The 12,027-nt window shown below is 71.2% G+C and carries 14 protein-coding genes and 3 pseudogenes; 8 read left to right on the top strand and 9 right to left on the bottom strand.

The annotated features are described in order from the left end of the window. Positions 1–69: 69 nt before the first annotated feature. Positions 70–654 (top strand): dihydrofolate reductase family protein, encoded by a 585-nt coding sequence (locus EBH09_RS00295; RefSeq protein WP_121745086.1) that lies wholly within the window; start codon positions 70–72, stop codon positions 652–654. A 136-nt stretch (positions 655–790) separates the two neighbouring features. Here EBH09_RS00295 and EBH09_RS00290 read toward each other — a convergent pair. Beyond that, a pseudogene (locus EBH09_RS00290) lies at positions 791–1,730 on the bottom strand (IS5 family transposase). On the opposite strand from EBH09_RS00290, the gene EBH09_RS00285 reads away from it, so the two are divergent. Continuing rightward, entirely contained in the window at positions 1,719–2,348 is a 630-nt protein-coding gene (locus tag EBH09_RS00285; RefSeq protein WP_121745085.1) for a class I SAM-dependent methyltransferase, read from the top strand. The pseudogene EBH09_RS00290 and the gene EBH09_RS00285 sit on opposite strands and share 12 nt — an antisense overlap. Before the next feature lie 95 nt (positions 2,349–2,443). On the opposite strand, the gene EBH09_RS00280 is transcribed toward EBH09_RS00285, so the two are convergent. From EBH09_RS00280 to EBH09_RS00255, 6 genes and pseudogenes are all read right to left on the bottom strand, one after another. Next, positions 2,444–2,986, bottom strand: a complete 543-nt coding sequence (locus tag EBH09_RS00280) for a hypothetical protein (RefSeq protein WP_153182569.1) — start codon at positions 2,984–2,986, stop codon at positions 2,444–2,446. 136 nt (positions 2,987–3,122) lie between these two features. Next, the gene (locus EBH09_RS38300) at positions 3,123–3,443 is read right to left on the bottom strand and encodes a hypothetical protein (protein WP_238697103.1); all 321 of its coding nucleotides are present in this window, start codon (positions 3,441–3,443) and stop codon (positions 3,123–3,125) included. Between the two features lie 594 nt (positions 3,444–4,037). Continuing rightward, positions 4,038–4,969, bottom strand: a pseudogene (locus EBH09_RS00270) (IS5 family transposase). 225 nt (positions 4,970–5,194) lie between these two features. Beyond that, entirely contained in the window at positions 5,195–5,635 is a 441-nt protein-coding gene (locus EBH09_RS00265; RefSeq protein WP_121745083.1) for a VOC family protein, read from the bottom strand. Positions 5,636–5,866: 231 nt separating this feature from the next. After that, entirely contained in the window at positions 5,867–6,925 is a 1,059-nt protein-coding gene (locus tag EBH09_RS00260) for a phosphotransferase (protein WP_121745082.1), read from the bottom strand. A 46-nt stretch (positions 6,926–6,971) separates the two neighbouring features. Further along, the gene (locus EBH09_RS00255; protein ID WP_121745081.1) at positions 6,972–7,637 is read right to left on the bottom strand and encodes a maleylpyruvate isomerase family mycothiol-dependent enzyme; all 666 of its coding nucleotides are present in this window, start codon (positions 7,635–7,637) and stop codon (positions 6,972–6,974) included. Positions 7,638–7,966: 329 nt separating this feature from the next. Between EBH09_RS00255 and EBH09_RS00250 the strand changes: the two genes are divergently transcribed. From EBH09_RS00250 to EBH09_RS38285, 4 genes and pseudogenes are all read left to right on the top strand, one after another. Further along, a complete protein-coding gene (locus tag EBH09_RS00250) occupies positions 7,967–8,515 on the top strand; it encodes a YciI family protein (RefSeq protein WP_121746152.1) in 549 nt (182 codons plus the stop codon). A 79-nt stretch (positions 8,516–8,594) separates the two neighbouring features. Continuing rightward, complete coding sequence (locus tag EBH09_RS38295; protein WP_238697102.1) at positions 8,595–8,735, top strand: hypothetical protein; 141 nt, start codon at positions 8,595–8,597, stop codon at positions 8,733–8,735. Continuing rightward, a pseudogene (locus EBH09_RS39895) lies at positions 8,687–8,962 on the top strand (lipase); the annotation flags it as partial. The gene EBH09_RS38295 and the pseudogene EBH09_RS39895, both read left to right, overlap by 49 nt. A gap of 463 nt (positions 8,963–9,425) precedes the next feature. After that, positions 9,426–9,734 carry a hypothetical protein gene (locus EBH09_RS38285; RefSeq protein WP_238697231.1) on the top strand — a complete coding sequence of 103 codons (309 nt, stop codon included), beginning with the start codon at positions 9,426–9,428 and terminating at the stop codon, positions 9,732–9,734. Here EBH09_RS38285 and EBH09_RS00240 read toward each other — a convergent pair. Continuing rightward, positions 9,704–10,129: a hypothetical protein gene (locus EBH09_RS00240; RefSeq protein WP_238697101.1), complete on the bottom strand. Its 426-nt coding sequence runs from the start codon at positions 10,127–10,129 to the stop codon at positions 9,704–9,706. The genes EBH09_RS38285 and EBH09_RS00240 overlap by 31 nt on opposite strands. Continuing rightward, positions 10,126–10,884: a DeoR/GlpR family DNA-binding transcription regulator gene (locus tag EBH09_RS00235; RefSeq protein WP_121745080.1), complete on the bottom strand. Its 759-nt coding sequence runs from the start codon at positions 10,882–10,884 to the stop codon at positions 10,126–10,128. The genes EBH09_RS00240 and EBH09_RS00235 overlap by 4 nt, the downstream gene beginning before the upstream one ends. Before the next feature lie 48 nt (positions 10,885–10,932). Between EBH09_RS00235 and EBH09_RS00230 the strand changes: the two genes are divergently transcribed. Then, positions 10,933–11,316: a DUF4406 domain-containing protein gene (locus tag EBH09_RS00230; protein ID WP_193776038.1), complete on the top strand. Its 384-nt coding sequence runs from the start codon at positions 10,933–10,935 to the stop codon at positions 11,314–11,316. After that, complete coding sequence (locus tag EBH09_RS00225; protein ID WP_121745079.1) at positions 11,313–12,011, top strand: NUDIX domain-containing protein; 699 nt, start codon at positions 11,313–11,315, stop codon at positions 12,009–12,011. Before EBH09_RS00230 ends, EBH09_RS00225 begins: the two co-directional genes overlap by 4 nt. The last annotated feature ends 16 nt before the right edge of the window (positions 12,012–12,027 follow it).

The raw sequence follows: 12,027 nt of genomic DNA, 5'->3' as shown, positions 1-12,027 counted from the left end.
ATGACATGCCCGCCCGGGCGGATCGGGCACCACCGGACCCGGTGTCCTGCAGGAGCGAGGGAGGCCAGGATGAACAACCCGATTCGGCTGTACATGTCGATGTCGCTCGACGGCTTCATCGCCGGCCCCGACGACCGGCCGGGGCAGGAACTCGGACGCGACGGCGGGCGCCTGTTCAACTGGCTCGACGACCGGGAGTCCGACGGCCCGAGCGGCCAGGTCTACCGCGAGGCGTGGGCGAGCGGCGCGGTGATCTCCGGCCGCCGGACCTTCGAACTCGCCGGGCGCTGGCAGGGCGACCATCACGACGGGGTGCCGATCTTCGTACTCACCCACCGGGTGGAGGATGGGGACGTGCCACTGGGCCACGCGCGTTTCGTCACCGACGTCGAGGACTGCGCCCGGCAGGCTCGCGCAGCCGCGGGCGACCGGCCGGTCATGGTCCACGGGGCGGGGGCCGCCCAGGCACTGCTGCGGTCCGGGCAGCTGGACGAGATGGAGGTCCACCTGGTCCCGGTCCTCCTCGGCGACGGCCGACGGCTCTTCGACCACCTGGGCGCTCGTCACATCGAACTCGACCTCGTACGACGCCTCGAGGACCGCGACGTCACGCACCTGCGCTACCGCGTGCGCCGGCCCGAGAGGGCCGCGTGAGGACGCTCTTCCCGCCACCAACGGCGGACCCCACCATGCCGTTGCCCCGGTGGAAGGTGTCGTCCAGGCAGCCGGAACGGCCACGCTGCGCACTGCCGGCGAAGCCTGCCTCCGCTAGAGCCTGTCTGACAAATGATCACCTGGCCGTTTCGCGGAGCCAGAGAATTAGGGAGGCTAGGACGACTCCCGCGCGGTAGCGGTCCGCGAGCTTGTCGAACCTAGTTGCGATCGCACGGAACTGCTTGAGGCGAGCGAAGCATCGTTCGACCATGTTGCGGTCGCGATAGATCTCCCTGTCAAAGGCGGGTGGCCGGCCACCGAAGCGCCCCCTGCGTCGACGGTTGGCCACCTGGTCGCGGCGCTCGGGGATCGTGGCGGCGATGCCCCGACGCTTCAGCAGATGACGGATGGCCCTGCTGGAGTAGGCCTTGTCACCCAGCACACGGTCCGGTGTCGTGCGCGGGCGGCCCGTGCCGACGCGCGGGGTGCGGACCCCGTCGAGGACGTCGGCGAACGCGGTGGCGTCGTTGACGTTTCCGGGTGTGAGCACGATCGACAGCGGCAGTCCCCGGCCGTCGACGGCGAGATGAACCTTGGTGGTCAGCTCGCCCCGGGACCGACCGAGTGCCTGATGCGCCTGCGAGCGGCCCGGATCTTCCAGTTTGTCCCTGTCTGCGTCCCCCTTTTACGGGCGCCCGCGGCGTGCTGGTGGGCCCGGTTGATCGTGGAGTCAACGGCGACGATCCACTCCACCCGGCCCCCCCCGCGTCATCATGGACCTGGACATGCTCCAGCAGCTTCGCCCACGTGCCATCGGCCTCCCAGCGGGCGAACCGCTCGTAGACGGTCTGCCACGGCCCATACCGCTCGAGCAGGTCGCGCCAAGGAGCCCCGGTCCGTAGCCGCCACAGCACGCCGTGGACCACCTGCCGGTGATCACGCCACGGACGGCCCCGTCCGTCCACCTGGGGCAAAAGGGGCTCTATCCGCCCCCATGCCGCATCCGTCAACTCACCTCGACTTACCACAAGATCAATTATCAGACCGGCTATAGAGTCCTGCCCGTGGTGAATCATCAGGACGAGACCAGGACGGCCTACGACGGAGTCGTCGAGCTGTACGCATCGCTGTTCGCAAACCGGCTGGAGACACAGCCTTTCTCCCGGACCATGATCGGCACCTTCGCCGAACTGGTGCGCGCGACGGGCAACCCGCGGGCAGCGGACGTCGGGTGCGGTCCCGGACATCTGACAGCCATGCTGCACGAACTGGGCCTGGACGCCTTCGGACTCGACCTCGCCCCCGGCATGATCGACCACGCCCGGCAGGCCCATCCGGCGCTGCGCTTCCAGGAGGCGCGGATGGAATGCCTGCCGATCGAGGACGCCGCGCTCGGCGGCGTACTGGCCCACTACTCGATGATCCACACTCCTCCGGGAGAACTGCCGGAGCTGCTCGCCGAGCAGGCACGCGTCCTGGCGCCGGATGGCCTGCTCCTGGTCTCCTTCTTCGGGACCGACGAACAAGAACCGGTCCGCTTCGACCACAAGGTGGCGCCTGCCTACAGCTGGCCGGCGGATCGCCTGGCCGAACTGCTGGCCGACGCCGAGCTCGTTCCCTTCGCCCGGTTGCTCCACGATCCAGCCTCCGAAAGGGGCTTCCTCGACGCCCATCTGCTGGCCCGCCGTTCGTAGGCCCTGCCCGGTAATCCCCGCCGGACGGTCGGCGCACCTCCCGATTGCCAACTCAGCCGAACCTCGCTGATTGGACGGGAATTGTCAGACAGGCTCTAGCGGGAGAGTTTCTCGTATGCTTTGCGGGCGATGGCCCGGGCGTCCGAGCACGTGCCTCCGTACCAGACGGAGGCCTGGCCCTTGCCGTCGGCGATGGGCCATTCGACAAAGCACGAGGAGTCGTATCCCGGGTTCTGGGGTCCGTACGTCGCGTCCGGGATGCCGTTCATCGGTCGCATCCCCTGCGTACTGGGGTTCGTGTTCTGCGAGTAGCCGATGACGAGATTCCCCTCACCGACCTTCGGATTCGGCCCGAGCCAGCCGCAATTCCACCAGCGGTAGGGGTTCCCGCTCTTCGGTTTGGGCCAGTCCAGCCGGAACTCGTCTCCCGCATGCTTCGGCCCTGATACGCGCAAGTTGCTGAGGTAGTCGGCCGGCAGGGCCTCACACGGGTCCGACAGTGCATCGTCCGACCGTGCGCTGTCGGCGACGGCTCGCTGCAGTTCCTCGAAGTTGTTCACTCCGAAGAACGCAAGGATGGCGATGGTCCCGGTCACCACGCCGAGCCAGGCTGCCGCTTTGTTGACTCCGCTCTCCACGAATCCCCCTGGAGACCTTGGCCCGGGTAGAGACCGTAGCAACGGGCGGGCGCCCTTGGGGGAGAGGGAACGAGATACGCACCGCCGAGCCCGCCGGGCCGTGCCTGTGTGGCACGGCCGTCGCGCCGCGGCCGGGCTACAGTCCGCGCTTCTTGTTCCAGTCGCTCACGTACCAGGCGTAGGCGATGTTGCCCAGGCCCGCGGTGAACAGGAACAGCCAGAAGTGCGCCCAGAAGGAGTGGCGCTTCCTGCGGCCGTACCCGCCGGCGAACGCCGCGGCCGACGCCGAAGCGGCCGCCGACACGTTGTTGTTGATGATGATCGGCTGCGGCGCGTAAGGCTGCGGCGGCTGGGGGTACCCCTGCTGCCCGTACTGCGGTTGGGGCGGCTGCCCATACGCCTGCTGCCCATACGCCTGCTGCCCGTACTGCTGCGGCGGTTGATTAGGCGTGTTCACAGACGCCCCCTCTCGTTCACACGTTGACGGCTGAACCATAGCCGACCCTCCGGCACGCCATCCCCGCAGTGTCAACACGTTGCCTTCACATCGCTCTTGAGGGGGTGCCCGAGGGTGCCCTCAAGTGGCCGGATCACGCCATGTCGGGCGGTTGACGCCGCTCCACCCTGTTCGGGATCACTCGTGCCCATGAGAGGGGCGGTCAGGCTGCCTCGCCCCCGGTGAGTGCGGCAGCGGGGCCTCCCGGTGCCCGTGAGGCGGCTGTGACCGGTGTGCCTGTCTGCCGGCACGAATCCACCTGCCGGCCCCTTCTCAACGCGCCGGGCGACTCGTAGCGTTGAACTGCCACACCTCATCAGTTGGCAGGCCGGGGCCGCTTGGTTGCCCGGCTCCCGCTGGGGGGACGCCGGGACCTCCCGGCGGCCCTGGCCCAACAAGATGAGGTGAGGTGGGCAGATGGTGGCAACGGAGAATACCGCGCCCCGCAAGGGGTGGGTACGCACAGCGGCCGAACGCCTAGGGATCGCCATCGCAGCGCGCGCGCTGTGGTCCCTGGTCGAAAGGCTGCTCCACCATTAGGCACCGTTTCTCGGATCATGTGCGGAGCCAGACCATGAGGGCTGCGAGGGCGACGGTGCCGAGGTAGATGTAGGCGCGTTTCTCGTAGCGGGTGGCGACGGCGCGGAAGCCCTTGAGTCGGTTGATGGCACGTTCGACGGTGTTGCGCTTCTTGTAGTGCTCGCGGTCGAATCCGGTGGGCCGGCCGCCTTGGGATCCTCGGTTGTGCCTGTGCCTTTGCTGGTCGAGACGTTCGGGGATGGTGTGCCGGATTCCGCGTCGTCGCAGGTAGCGCCGGTTGCTTCGGGACGTGTAGGCCTTGTCGGCCAGCACGTGGTCGGGCCGGGTGCGGGGCCGTCCCACTCCGGATCGGGGTACGGAGATCTGCCCCAGCACGTGCTCGAGCTGCGGGCCGTCACCGTAGTGTCCTGGTGTCAGAACGAAGGCGAGGGGCCGGCATCGTCCGTCGGCGGCGAGATGGATTTTGGTGGTGAATCCACCGCGGGAGCGTCCCAGACATTCGCCGATCTGACCACCTCCTCCAGGCGGATGGCCAGTTTCCGCAGCACCGGATCGACCTGGTTCGTCCCCCGGCCGTTCCCCTTTTGAGCATCCAGGGCCGGCGGCTCCTTCCTCGCACCGGCGGCGTGCTGATGGGCCCGCACCGCGGTCGAGTCCACTGACACGTCCCAGTCGATCCCGCCCGCGGCATCCTCGGCGGCCTGGATGCGAGACAGCAGCATTCTCCACGTTCCATCCGCTGACCAGCGGCGATGCCGCTTATAGACCGTCTCCCAGGGGCCGAACCGTTCCGGCAGATCCCGCCACTGCACCCCCGTCCGCACCCGGTAGAGCACTCCGTTGATCACCCGACGGTGATCGCTCCACCGACCTCCCCGCGCACCGCCAGGAGGTAAGAACGACTCCAACCGAGCCCATTCCGCGTTCGTCAGATCCCCACGACTCATGAAGCCAGCCTGACCCCAACACCCCGCCCCAGTCAGGAGATCCGAGAAACAGCGCCTAGGGGCCTTCGGGCTCCGGGCCGCCCCCGGTGGTTCCCCAGTGCACCGGGGGCGGCCGCCCCGCGGAGCCGGGGCCGCGGACGCACGGCGGAGCCCCCTCCCCGAGGCCAGCCGGGATGCCGGGAGTTCGGGAACCTGCTCGGACGCATGGTGCGGCTCGCGCGCCTGTCAGTGCAGCTGCTCGGCCAGTCCGACTATGATCCCTTCAGGGCCGCGGATGTAGCAGAGCGCGTAGCTGTCCTGGAACCTGGCGATCTCGCCGACGAGTTCGGCGCCGTGCGGGCGCAGGCGGGCGAGGGTGTCCTCGAGGTCGTCGACGGCGAACATGACGCGGTGCGTGCCCAGGATGTTGTGCGGCGGGTTGCGTGGGCCGGCGCTGGTCGCCGCGGGGCTGCGGTACTTCGCCAGCTCGAGCCGGCTGTGGCCGTCCGGGGTCCGGAGCATCGCGATGTCGCAGTGGACGCCGTCGAGTCCGGTGCACTGGTCGGCGAAGAGGCCCTCGACCTCCGTCCTGCCCTCCAGCTCCATGCCGAGTTCCACGAAGAACGCGACGGCGGCGTCCAGGTCCTCGACGACGATGCCGACGTTGTCCATCCGCTGAATCGCCATGCTGGTCTCTCCTTCTTCCTCGTGCGGCCGTAGCGGCCGCTGATGTCCCTGGGACGGAGCCGGCGGCACCTTCTCGACATCCTCCGCTCACCGGCCTTGGCGGATTCAGGATCGCGCCCCTGTGCCCTGGTACCGCTGCGGCATGCCGTGGGCGCCGTCTGCGCGGCAGGAGGGCTCGCGGATACCGGCTGGGCGCAGGCGCACCCCCTGCCCCGGTGAGCACGCGGGCGGTCAGGACCAGGGCCGTGTGCGGTGGGTGGGGAGCGGGCGCAGGGCCGGCCACCGTTCCAGCAGGCGCGCGGCCAGCGCCGCGCTGAGCTGCCCGAGTGCGTGCAGGCGGTCGTGTTCGCGGGTCAGGCCGGCGACCACGCCGAGCCGGTGGACGAGGCGTTCGCGGGCGGAGGCGTAACCCCATGTGAAGTCTTCCGCGGGCACCCGCGCGAGGTGGTCGACGGTCTCGCGGTGGGCGCGTTCGACGAGTGCGTCGCCACGGATCAGCCAGCCGGCGCAGGCGTCGGCGAGGTCGCCGGGAACGTCCCTGCCGGTGAGACCGCGCCAGGTGGCACGGTAGACGGCCTCGGCCTCCGCGAGGGGCGCGGCGGTGGCCGACATGGCGCACCAGCAGGTCGGGAAGCCGATGCGCAGGTAGGCGAGTTCGACCAGGCCGTTGCCCAGCGACGCCTGCTCGAAGTCGACGAACCGGACGCCGGCGGCGGTGCGCAGGTCGTTGCCGGGGCAGGGGTCCCCGTGCAGCAGCGCATGGTGGGACGCCGGGTCGAGCCGGTCGAGCAGGCCGGCGAGCTCGTCCGGCACTTGGGGCGGGACGGCGACGTCAAGGGCCGTGGCGAGCCCGAGGAATGACTCGGCGTCGGCGGCGGTCGGCCCGGACCAGGCCGGGAGCGTTCCCGTGTCGGCCGGCCCGGTGAGCGCGTGCAGCCGGGCCAGGGACTCGGCGTAGCCGGGCATCCAGTCGTCGGCCGCGCCGAGGTCGTCCAGGTGTTCCAGGACCATCACGCGTGACGCCGGGTCCGTTGCCAGGAGTGCGGGCGCCACGGCCGGCCGGGTCGCCCGCGCGGCGAGCCGCAGCGCGGCGACCTCCCGCGCGTATCGCGCGTCCCCGTCGGACCCGGTCCCGCCCCCGTCGGCGATCTGCTTGACGATCACCCGGCTGCCACCGCTCAGCTCGACCCGCCACACCCGGGAGCGCGGACTGCTGTCCAGGAGGGCGGCCCGGGTGGGGGAGCCGAACACGGAACGCAGCTCGTCGCTGATCGGTACACGGGTCGGCATGCGGGCCAGCGTAGGGCCCTGGGCCGCGCGGTGTACGCGACACTCTTCACGCCGTCTCGCGGCGGCTGCGGAGAAGGTCCACTCCGTCGCCTTCGAGGTCGTCGCAGTACGCGGCGCGTCCGGTCATGGCCATCACCAGGGCCAGGGTGGGGCTGGACACCGCAGGTTTGGAACCGGTCGTGAAGGGGCCGTCGTTCGCGGTGAGTCCCAGTCCGCCGATGCGTCCCTTGGCGAGGACGACGAGGTCAGAGCCGCGGTAGTACTCGGCCACCTGCGTGAGGACGTCGACCGGGTAGGCGTGACGGATGCCCAGCGGGCGCCGGATGTCCTCGCCGTGCCCGAGCGTCTCGCCCAGCATGGCGATGACGGGCAAGGGAGGCGTGGTGGTGCTCGGGACGATCCGCCGAAACCGATCGAGGGTCCCGGCCGGAGCCGCGCCCAGCTGTTCGGCCAGCCGTACGGCGACCTGCTTGTCGAAGTCGAACCGGCAGCGGAACACCCCCGTCAGCCAGCGCACGGTGTCGAGGCTCGCACCCGCGGTGAGATGGGCCAGCGCCTCACGCACCGTCAGGCCGGTGCAGAGCGCGGGTGTGGCCCACTGCTCGTCGGTCAGGTCTTCGAGGTCGGCCGCCGGCGCCGCCCGCTCGGTGTGGATCAGGGGCCAGAGGCCTCTTCCGCGGCTGCGGTCGACGGTCGGCTCGGGTTCGGTCACGGGGAAGGTCTCCTGTCGCGGGTCGTGCTCTGCGTCGCGGCCGGGCCGGAAGCAGGGGTGCGTCCGGCGGGCAGGCTCGTGAAGGAGACTCTCACCGCGGAGCGAAGTCATCGCCCGTGAGCGATCGTCCCTCCGGAACACGCACCCGGCTCACCCGCACCGGCGTGTCCCGCACCGGCCCTGGGATCATCGGGTGGTTGCCGGCCGTCCCGCACCGGGGCGCCGGCGCCGTACGGGGGCTTCGTCACGTCTTCCGGAACGGGGACGTGGGGAGCTCGCCGCCGAAAGCCGGTTGAGACGGCGCCCTTGGTGAGGAAGGGTTCGTGGTCATGGAGTACTTCTGCTATCACCGGGACCGGCTGGGCTCCCTCGCGCTGCGCGAGGAGCTACAGGAGGAGCACTGGTCCTACATGGACCGGTACGCGAAGGGACTGATCGCCCGCGGCCCGACCTTCGCCGACGACGGGGAAACGCCCACGGGAAGCGTGCACATCGTCGACCTGCCCGCTGCCTCCGACGCCCGCGCGTTCGCCTTCGACGAGCCCACCTACCAGGCCGGTGCGTACCGGGACGTGCTGCTGCGCCGGTGGCGCAACGTGCTGGGGCGCACCATGTGGGATGCGCCCGGTGGCCGCGGCGGCGGCAGCCGGTACCTGGTGCTGGGCCTCGGCCAGGGCCCGGCCGCCGACCTCGCCCCGCCGCCCGGCCAGGACGAGCTGATCGCCTACGGGCCGCTGCTGTCCGACGACGGCGGCACATGGCTGGGCACGGCGGTGCTCCTCGGGGCCCCGGACCCGGAGGCGGCCCGCGCCGTCCTGACCGCGGACCGGTACGCGGACATCGAGGTCCACGACTGGGAGCCCGGCGGGCGCCGATGAACCACGCGGACACCGGCCCGGCGCCCGCTACCAGGCGCACCGGCCCGGGAAGACAGGGGCGATGACGGTGAGGATGCGGATGGTTCCCCTGGTCGGCGGGCCGGTGGAGTGGCTGGGTGCGCTGGACCTGGAGACCACACCGGCGGGGGTGATGCCGCGCCGGTTTCCCGCGTGGACCAAGGAGCAGTACCAGGACCCCTCGGTCCATGGACCGACGTGATCCCTTCGGGGGTGCGGCTGGTGTTCCGCACCGACGCGCGCACCCTGGAGTTCGAGGTACTCACCTCCACCGCCCGGCTCGACGGCGACCCCCGCCCTCGCCCGACCGGAATGCTCGAGTTGCTGGTGGACGGCGCCCTGGCCGGGCGCCGGCAGGCGCCGGTGGGCAACGTGCTGCGGATGGCGGGCCCCGGGGCCGTCCAGCGACTCGTTGCGGACAAGCCCGGGAGCGTACGGGTCGCCGGACTGCCGAGGGGCATGAAGAACGTCGAGCTGTGGCTTCCTCAGCAGACCCCTACGGAGCTGGTGGCACTGCGCGCTGACGGCGAGGTGCTGGCACCGCTGCCGGACGGGCGGCGCCGCTGGGTGCACCACGGAAGTTCCATCAGCCACTGCATCGAGGCCGACGGCCCGACCGGGACCTGGTCGGTGGTGGCGGCCGTGCTCGCAGGTGCGGAGGTGATCAACCTCAGCCAGGCGGGCAACGCACTGCTGGACCCCTACGTCGCCCGGACGACCCGCGACATGCCTGCCGACCTGATCAGCCTCAAGGTGGGCATCAACATCGTGGCCCTGTCCGCCTTCCGGCTGCGGACGTTCGGCCCGGCGCTCCACGGATTCCTGGACACGATCCGCGACGGCCACCCCGACACCCCGCTGCTGCTGATCTCCCCGGTGAGCTGTCCGGCCCTTGAGCAGGTTCCCGGCCCGGCCGCGACCGGACCGGACGGGACCGGACGGGAGGATCGCCGCCCTGGGCGACCCGGCCGACGTGGCCGGCGGCGCACTGTCGCATACGGTGGTCCGTGCCGAGCTGGCCCGGATCGCCGCGGCACGCCAGGCGTCCGATCCCCACCTCCACCATCTCGACGGACGAACACTGCTCGGCCCGCACGAGGCGGGCGACCTGGGCGACGGCCTCCACTCCACCGCCGCCGCGTACCGCCGCATGGGTAGGCGCTTCGCCGCCTACGCCTTCGCCGGCGGCCCCTTCGGCTGAGCCCGTTCTTCCAGGCGGTGCAGGGTCGGCCGGTCGAGTACCTCGATGTACACGATCCGCCCGTCCACGACGTCCAGGATCAGCGTGCCCGTCGAGGGCGAGAGAGGTACGCACCGGTGGCCCGGGCCGTAGGGCCGCCCCCGCGGATGTTCTGCCGTCCGGATGCTCTGGCAGAAGCCGTCGCCGCAGCCGCACTCCTCGACCAGCCGCAGGTCCCGCGCGCAGACCGCCAGTTCGCTCTCCCCCTCGTCCTGCAGAAGGGCGGTCAGTTCGGCGACGAGGTCCGGGAAGACGTCGCGGACGAGGGGGTGCTCCGGTTCCCCGGGTGCGGGGCGAGCGGCGGCTGCGGCCGGCTGGTCCTGTTGCGGCCGGCTGCTGCTGGGCTGCTTCTTCATTCGGCGGTGAGGGTCTTGACGCCCAGGGCCCTGAGCCGTCCGATGACCGTGTCGTGGGGATCGGCGTCGGTGATCAGTCCGGTGATCTTCTCCCACGGCAGGACGCGGTAGGGCGAGGCCGTTCCGATCTTCTCGAAGGAGGCGAGGATGTAGGTGTCCGCGGCCCGTGCGGCCAGGGCGCGTTTCATCGCCGCCTCGTCGGCGTCCGCGGTGGTCAGTCCCGCCTCGGGGTGCACGCCGGTGACGCCGAGCAGGCACAGCTCGGCGGAGACGTTCTGCGCGGCCTCGACCGCGGCGGCACCGCAGGTGACCGCCGAGTGCTTGAAGACGCGCCCGCCGAGCAGGAATAGCTCCGCCCCCGGGTGGTCGATCAGAGCCGTGGCGATCGTCGGGCTGTGTGTGATCACCGTGCAGGTGAGCTCCTGCGGCAGCGCCTGTGCCACCGCGAGGGCGGTGGTGCCGCCGTCGAGGATCAGCGAACTGCCCGGCCGCACCAGTGCGGCGGCCACCGCGGCGACCTTGCGTTTGCCCTCCGGGGCCACCGCCCGCCTCGCGTCGTAGTCCACCACCGCGGGCGACGCGGGCAGCGCGCCGCCGTACACCCTCTGGCACAGCCCCTCCGCGGCGAGGTCGCGCAGGTCGCGCCGCACGCTGTCTTCGGAGATGCCCAGGTCGGCGGCGACGTCCTTGGCCACGATCTTTCCCGTGCGGGCGAGCAGAGCGAGCAGGTGCTCGCGTCGTTCAGCAGCCAGCATTCACGTTCCTTCCGGTTGTTGCGCGATTCTGCATGTATCTTAGCGGTCATGAACGACAAGCCCCTGCTCATCCTGATCGCCGGCCCGTACCGCTCCGGCACCGACGGCGACCCGCAGGCCATGGCCGCCAACCTCGCCCGCCTCGAAGCCGCCGCCTGGCCCGTCTTCGCGGCCGGCCACCTCCCCGTGATCGGCGAGTGGATCGCCCTGCCCATCCTGCGCTCCGCCGGTGCCGGCCCCACCGACCCCCTCGCCGACCAGGTGCTCTACCCGGCAGCCGACCGGCTGCTCGCCCACTGCGACGCCGTGCTGCGCCTGCCGGGTGACTCCGCCGGCGCCGACCAGGACGTCGCCACCGCCCGCCGGCGCGGCCTGCCCGTCTACCACGACGTCGCCGACCTTCCCCGCCGCACCCCGCAGGAGGCCGCGTGAAAGGCGGCCCGGGTGTCGACATCCCCGACCACCGCGGGCGCACCGGTCTCCACCTCGCCGGACGCGGCCTCGACCGCAACCCCCGCGTCCGGATACGCGACGTGGAGCTCACCTCGCAGGGCTGGCACGTCCTGCGCCGCACCACCTTCGACTACCGGCGCCGCGACGGACGATGGGAGACCCAGCAGCGCGAGACCTACGACCGCGGCAACGGCGCCGTCGTCCTGCCCTACGACACCGGCCGCGGCCGCGTCCTGCTCATCCGTCAGTTCCGCTACCCCGCCTACGTCAACGGCCACCCCGACGGCATGCTCGTCGAGGCGGCGGCCGGACTGCTTGACGCGGACGATCCGGCCACCGCGATCCGCCGCGAGAGCGCCGAGGAACTCGGCGTCAGGCTCGGCCCGCTCACCCACGTCCTCGACGCCTACATGAGCCCGGGCTCGGTCACCGAGCGCCTCCACTTCTTCGCCGCCCCCTATACCCCGGCCGACCGCCTCGCCGCGGGCGGGGGAGTGGAGGAGGAGGGCGAGGACATCGAGGTCCTGGAACTCCCCTTCACCGAGGCCCTCGCCATGACCGCCGACGGACGCATCACCGACGGCAAGACCCTCCTGCTCCTGCAGTGGGCAGCCCTGCACGGGCCCTTCGCCCCCCGGCTCGCGCCCGGCGACCGGCCCCCGCACGGCGGCTGAACCCGCCCGCCCGCAC

The organism is Streptomyces sp. E2N166, assembly GCF_003671715.1.
GTDB lineage: Bacteria > Actinomycetota > Actinomycetes > Streptomycetales > Streptomycetaceae > Streptomyces > Streptomyces thinghirensis.
Note: the sequence above shows the minus strand (reverse complement) of the source record. Positions and strands in the feature narration are given on the sequence as shown.

Bases quoted from the DNA above. Each gene is read 5' to 3' on its own strand.
- EBH09_RS00295 (WP_121745086.1), top strand. From the start codon at position 70: ATGAACAACCCGATTCGGCTGTACATGTCGATGTCGCTCGACGGCTTC.
- EBH09_RS00265 (WP_121745083.1), bottom strand. From the start codon at position 5,635: ATGGCGATTCAGCGGATGGACAACGTCGGCATCGTCGTCGAGGACCTG.
- EBH09_RS00260 (WP_121745082.1), bottom strand. From the start codon at position 6,925: ATGCCGACCCGTGTACCGATCAGCGACGAGCTGCGTTCCGTGTTCGGC.
- EBH09_RS00250 (WP_121746152.1), top strand. From the start codon at position 7,967: ATGGAGTACTTCTGCTATCACCGGGACCGGCTGGGCTCCCTCGCGCTG.
- EBH09_RS38295 (WP_238697102.1), top strand. From the start codon at position 8,595: ATGGTTCCCCTGGTCGGCGGGCCGGTGGAGTGGCTGGGTGCGCTGGAC.
- EBH09_RS00240 (WP_238697101.1), bottom strand. From the start codon at position 10,129: ATGAAGAAGCAGCCCAGCAGCAGCCGGCCGCAACAGGACCAGCCGGCC.
- EBH09_RS00235 (WP_121745080.1), bottom strand. From the start codon at position 10,884: ATGCTGGCTGCTGAACGACGCGAGCACCTGCTCGCTCTGCTCGCCCGC.
- EBH09_RS00230 (WP_193776038.1), top strand. From the start codon at position 10,933: ATGAACGACAAGCCCCTGCTCATCCTGATCGCCGGCCCGTACCGCTCC.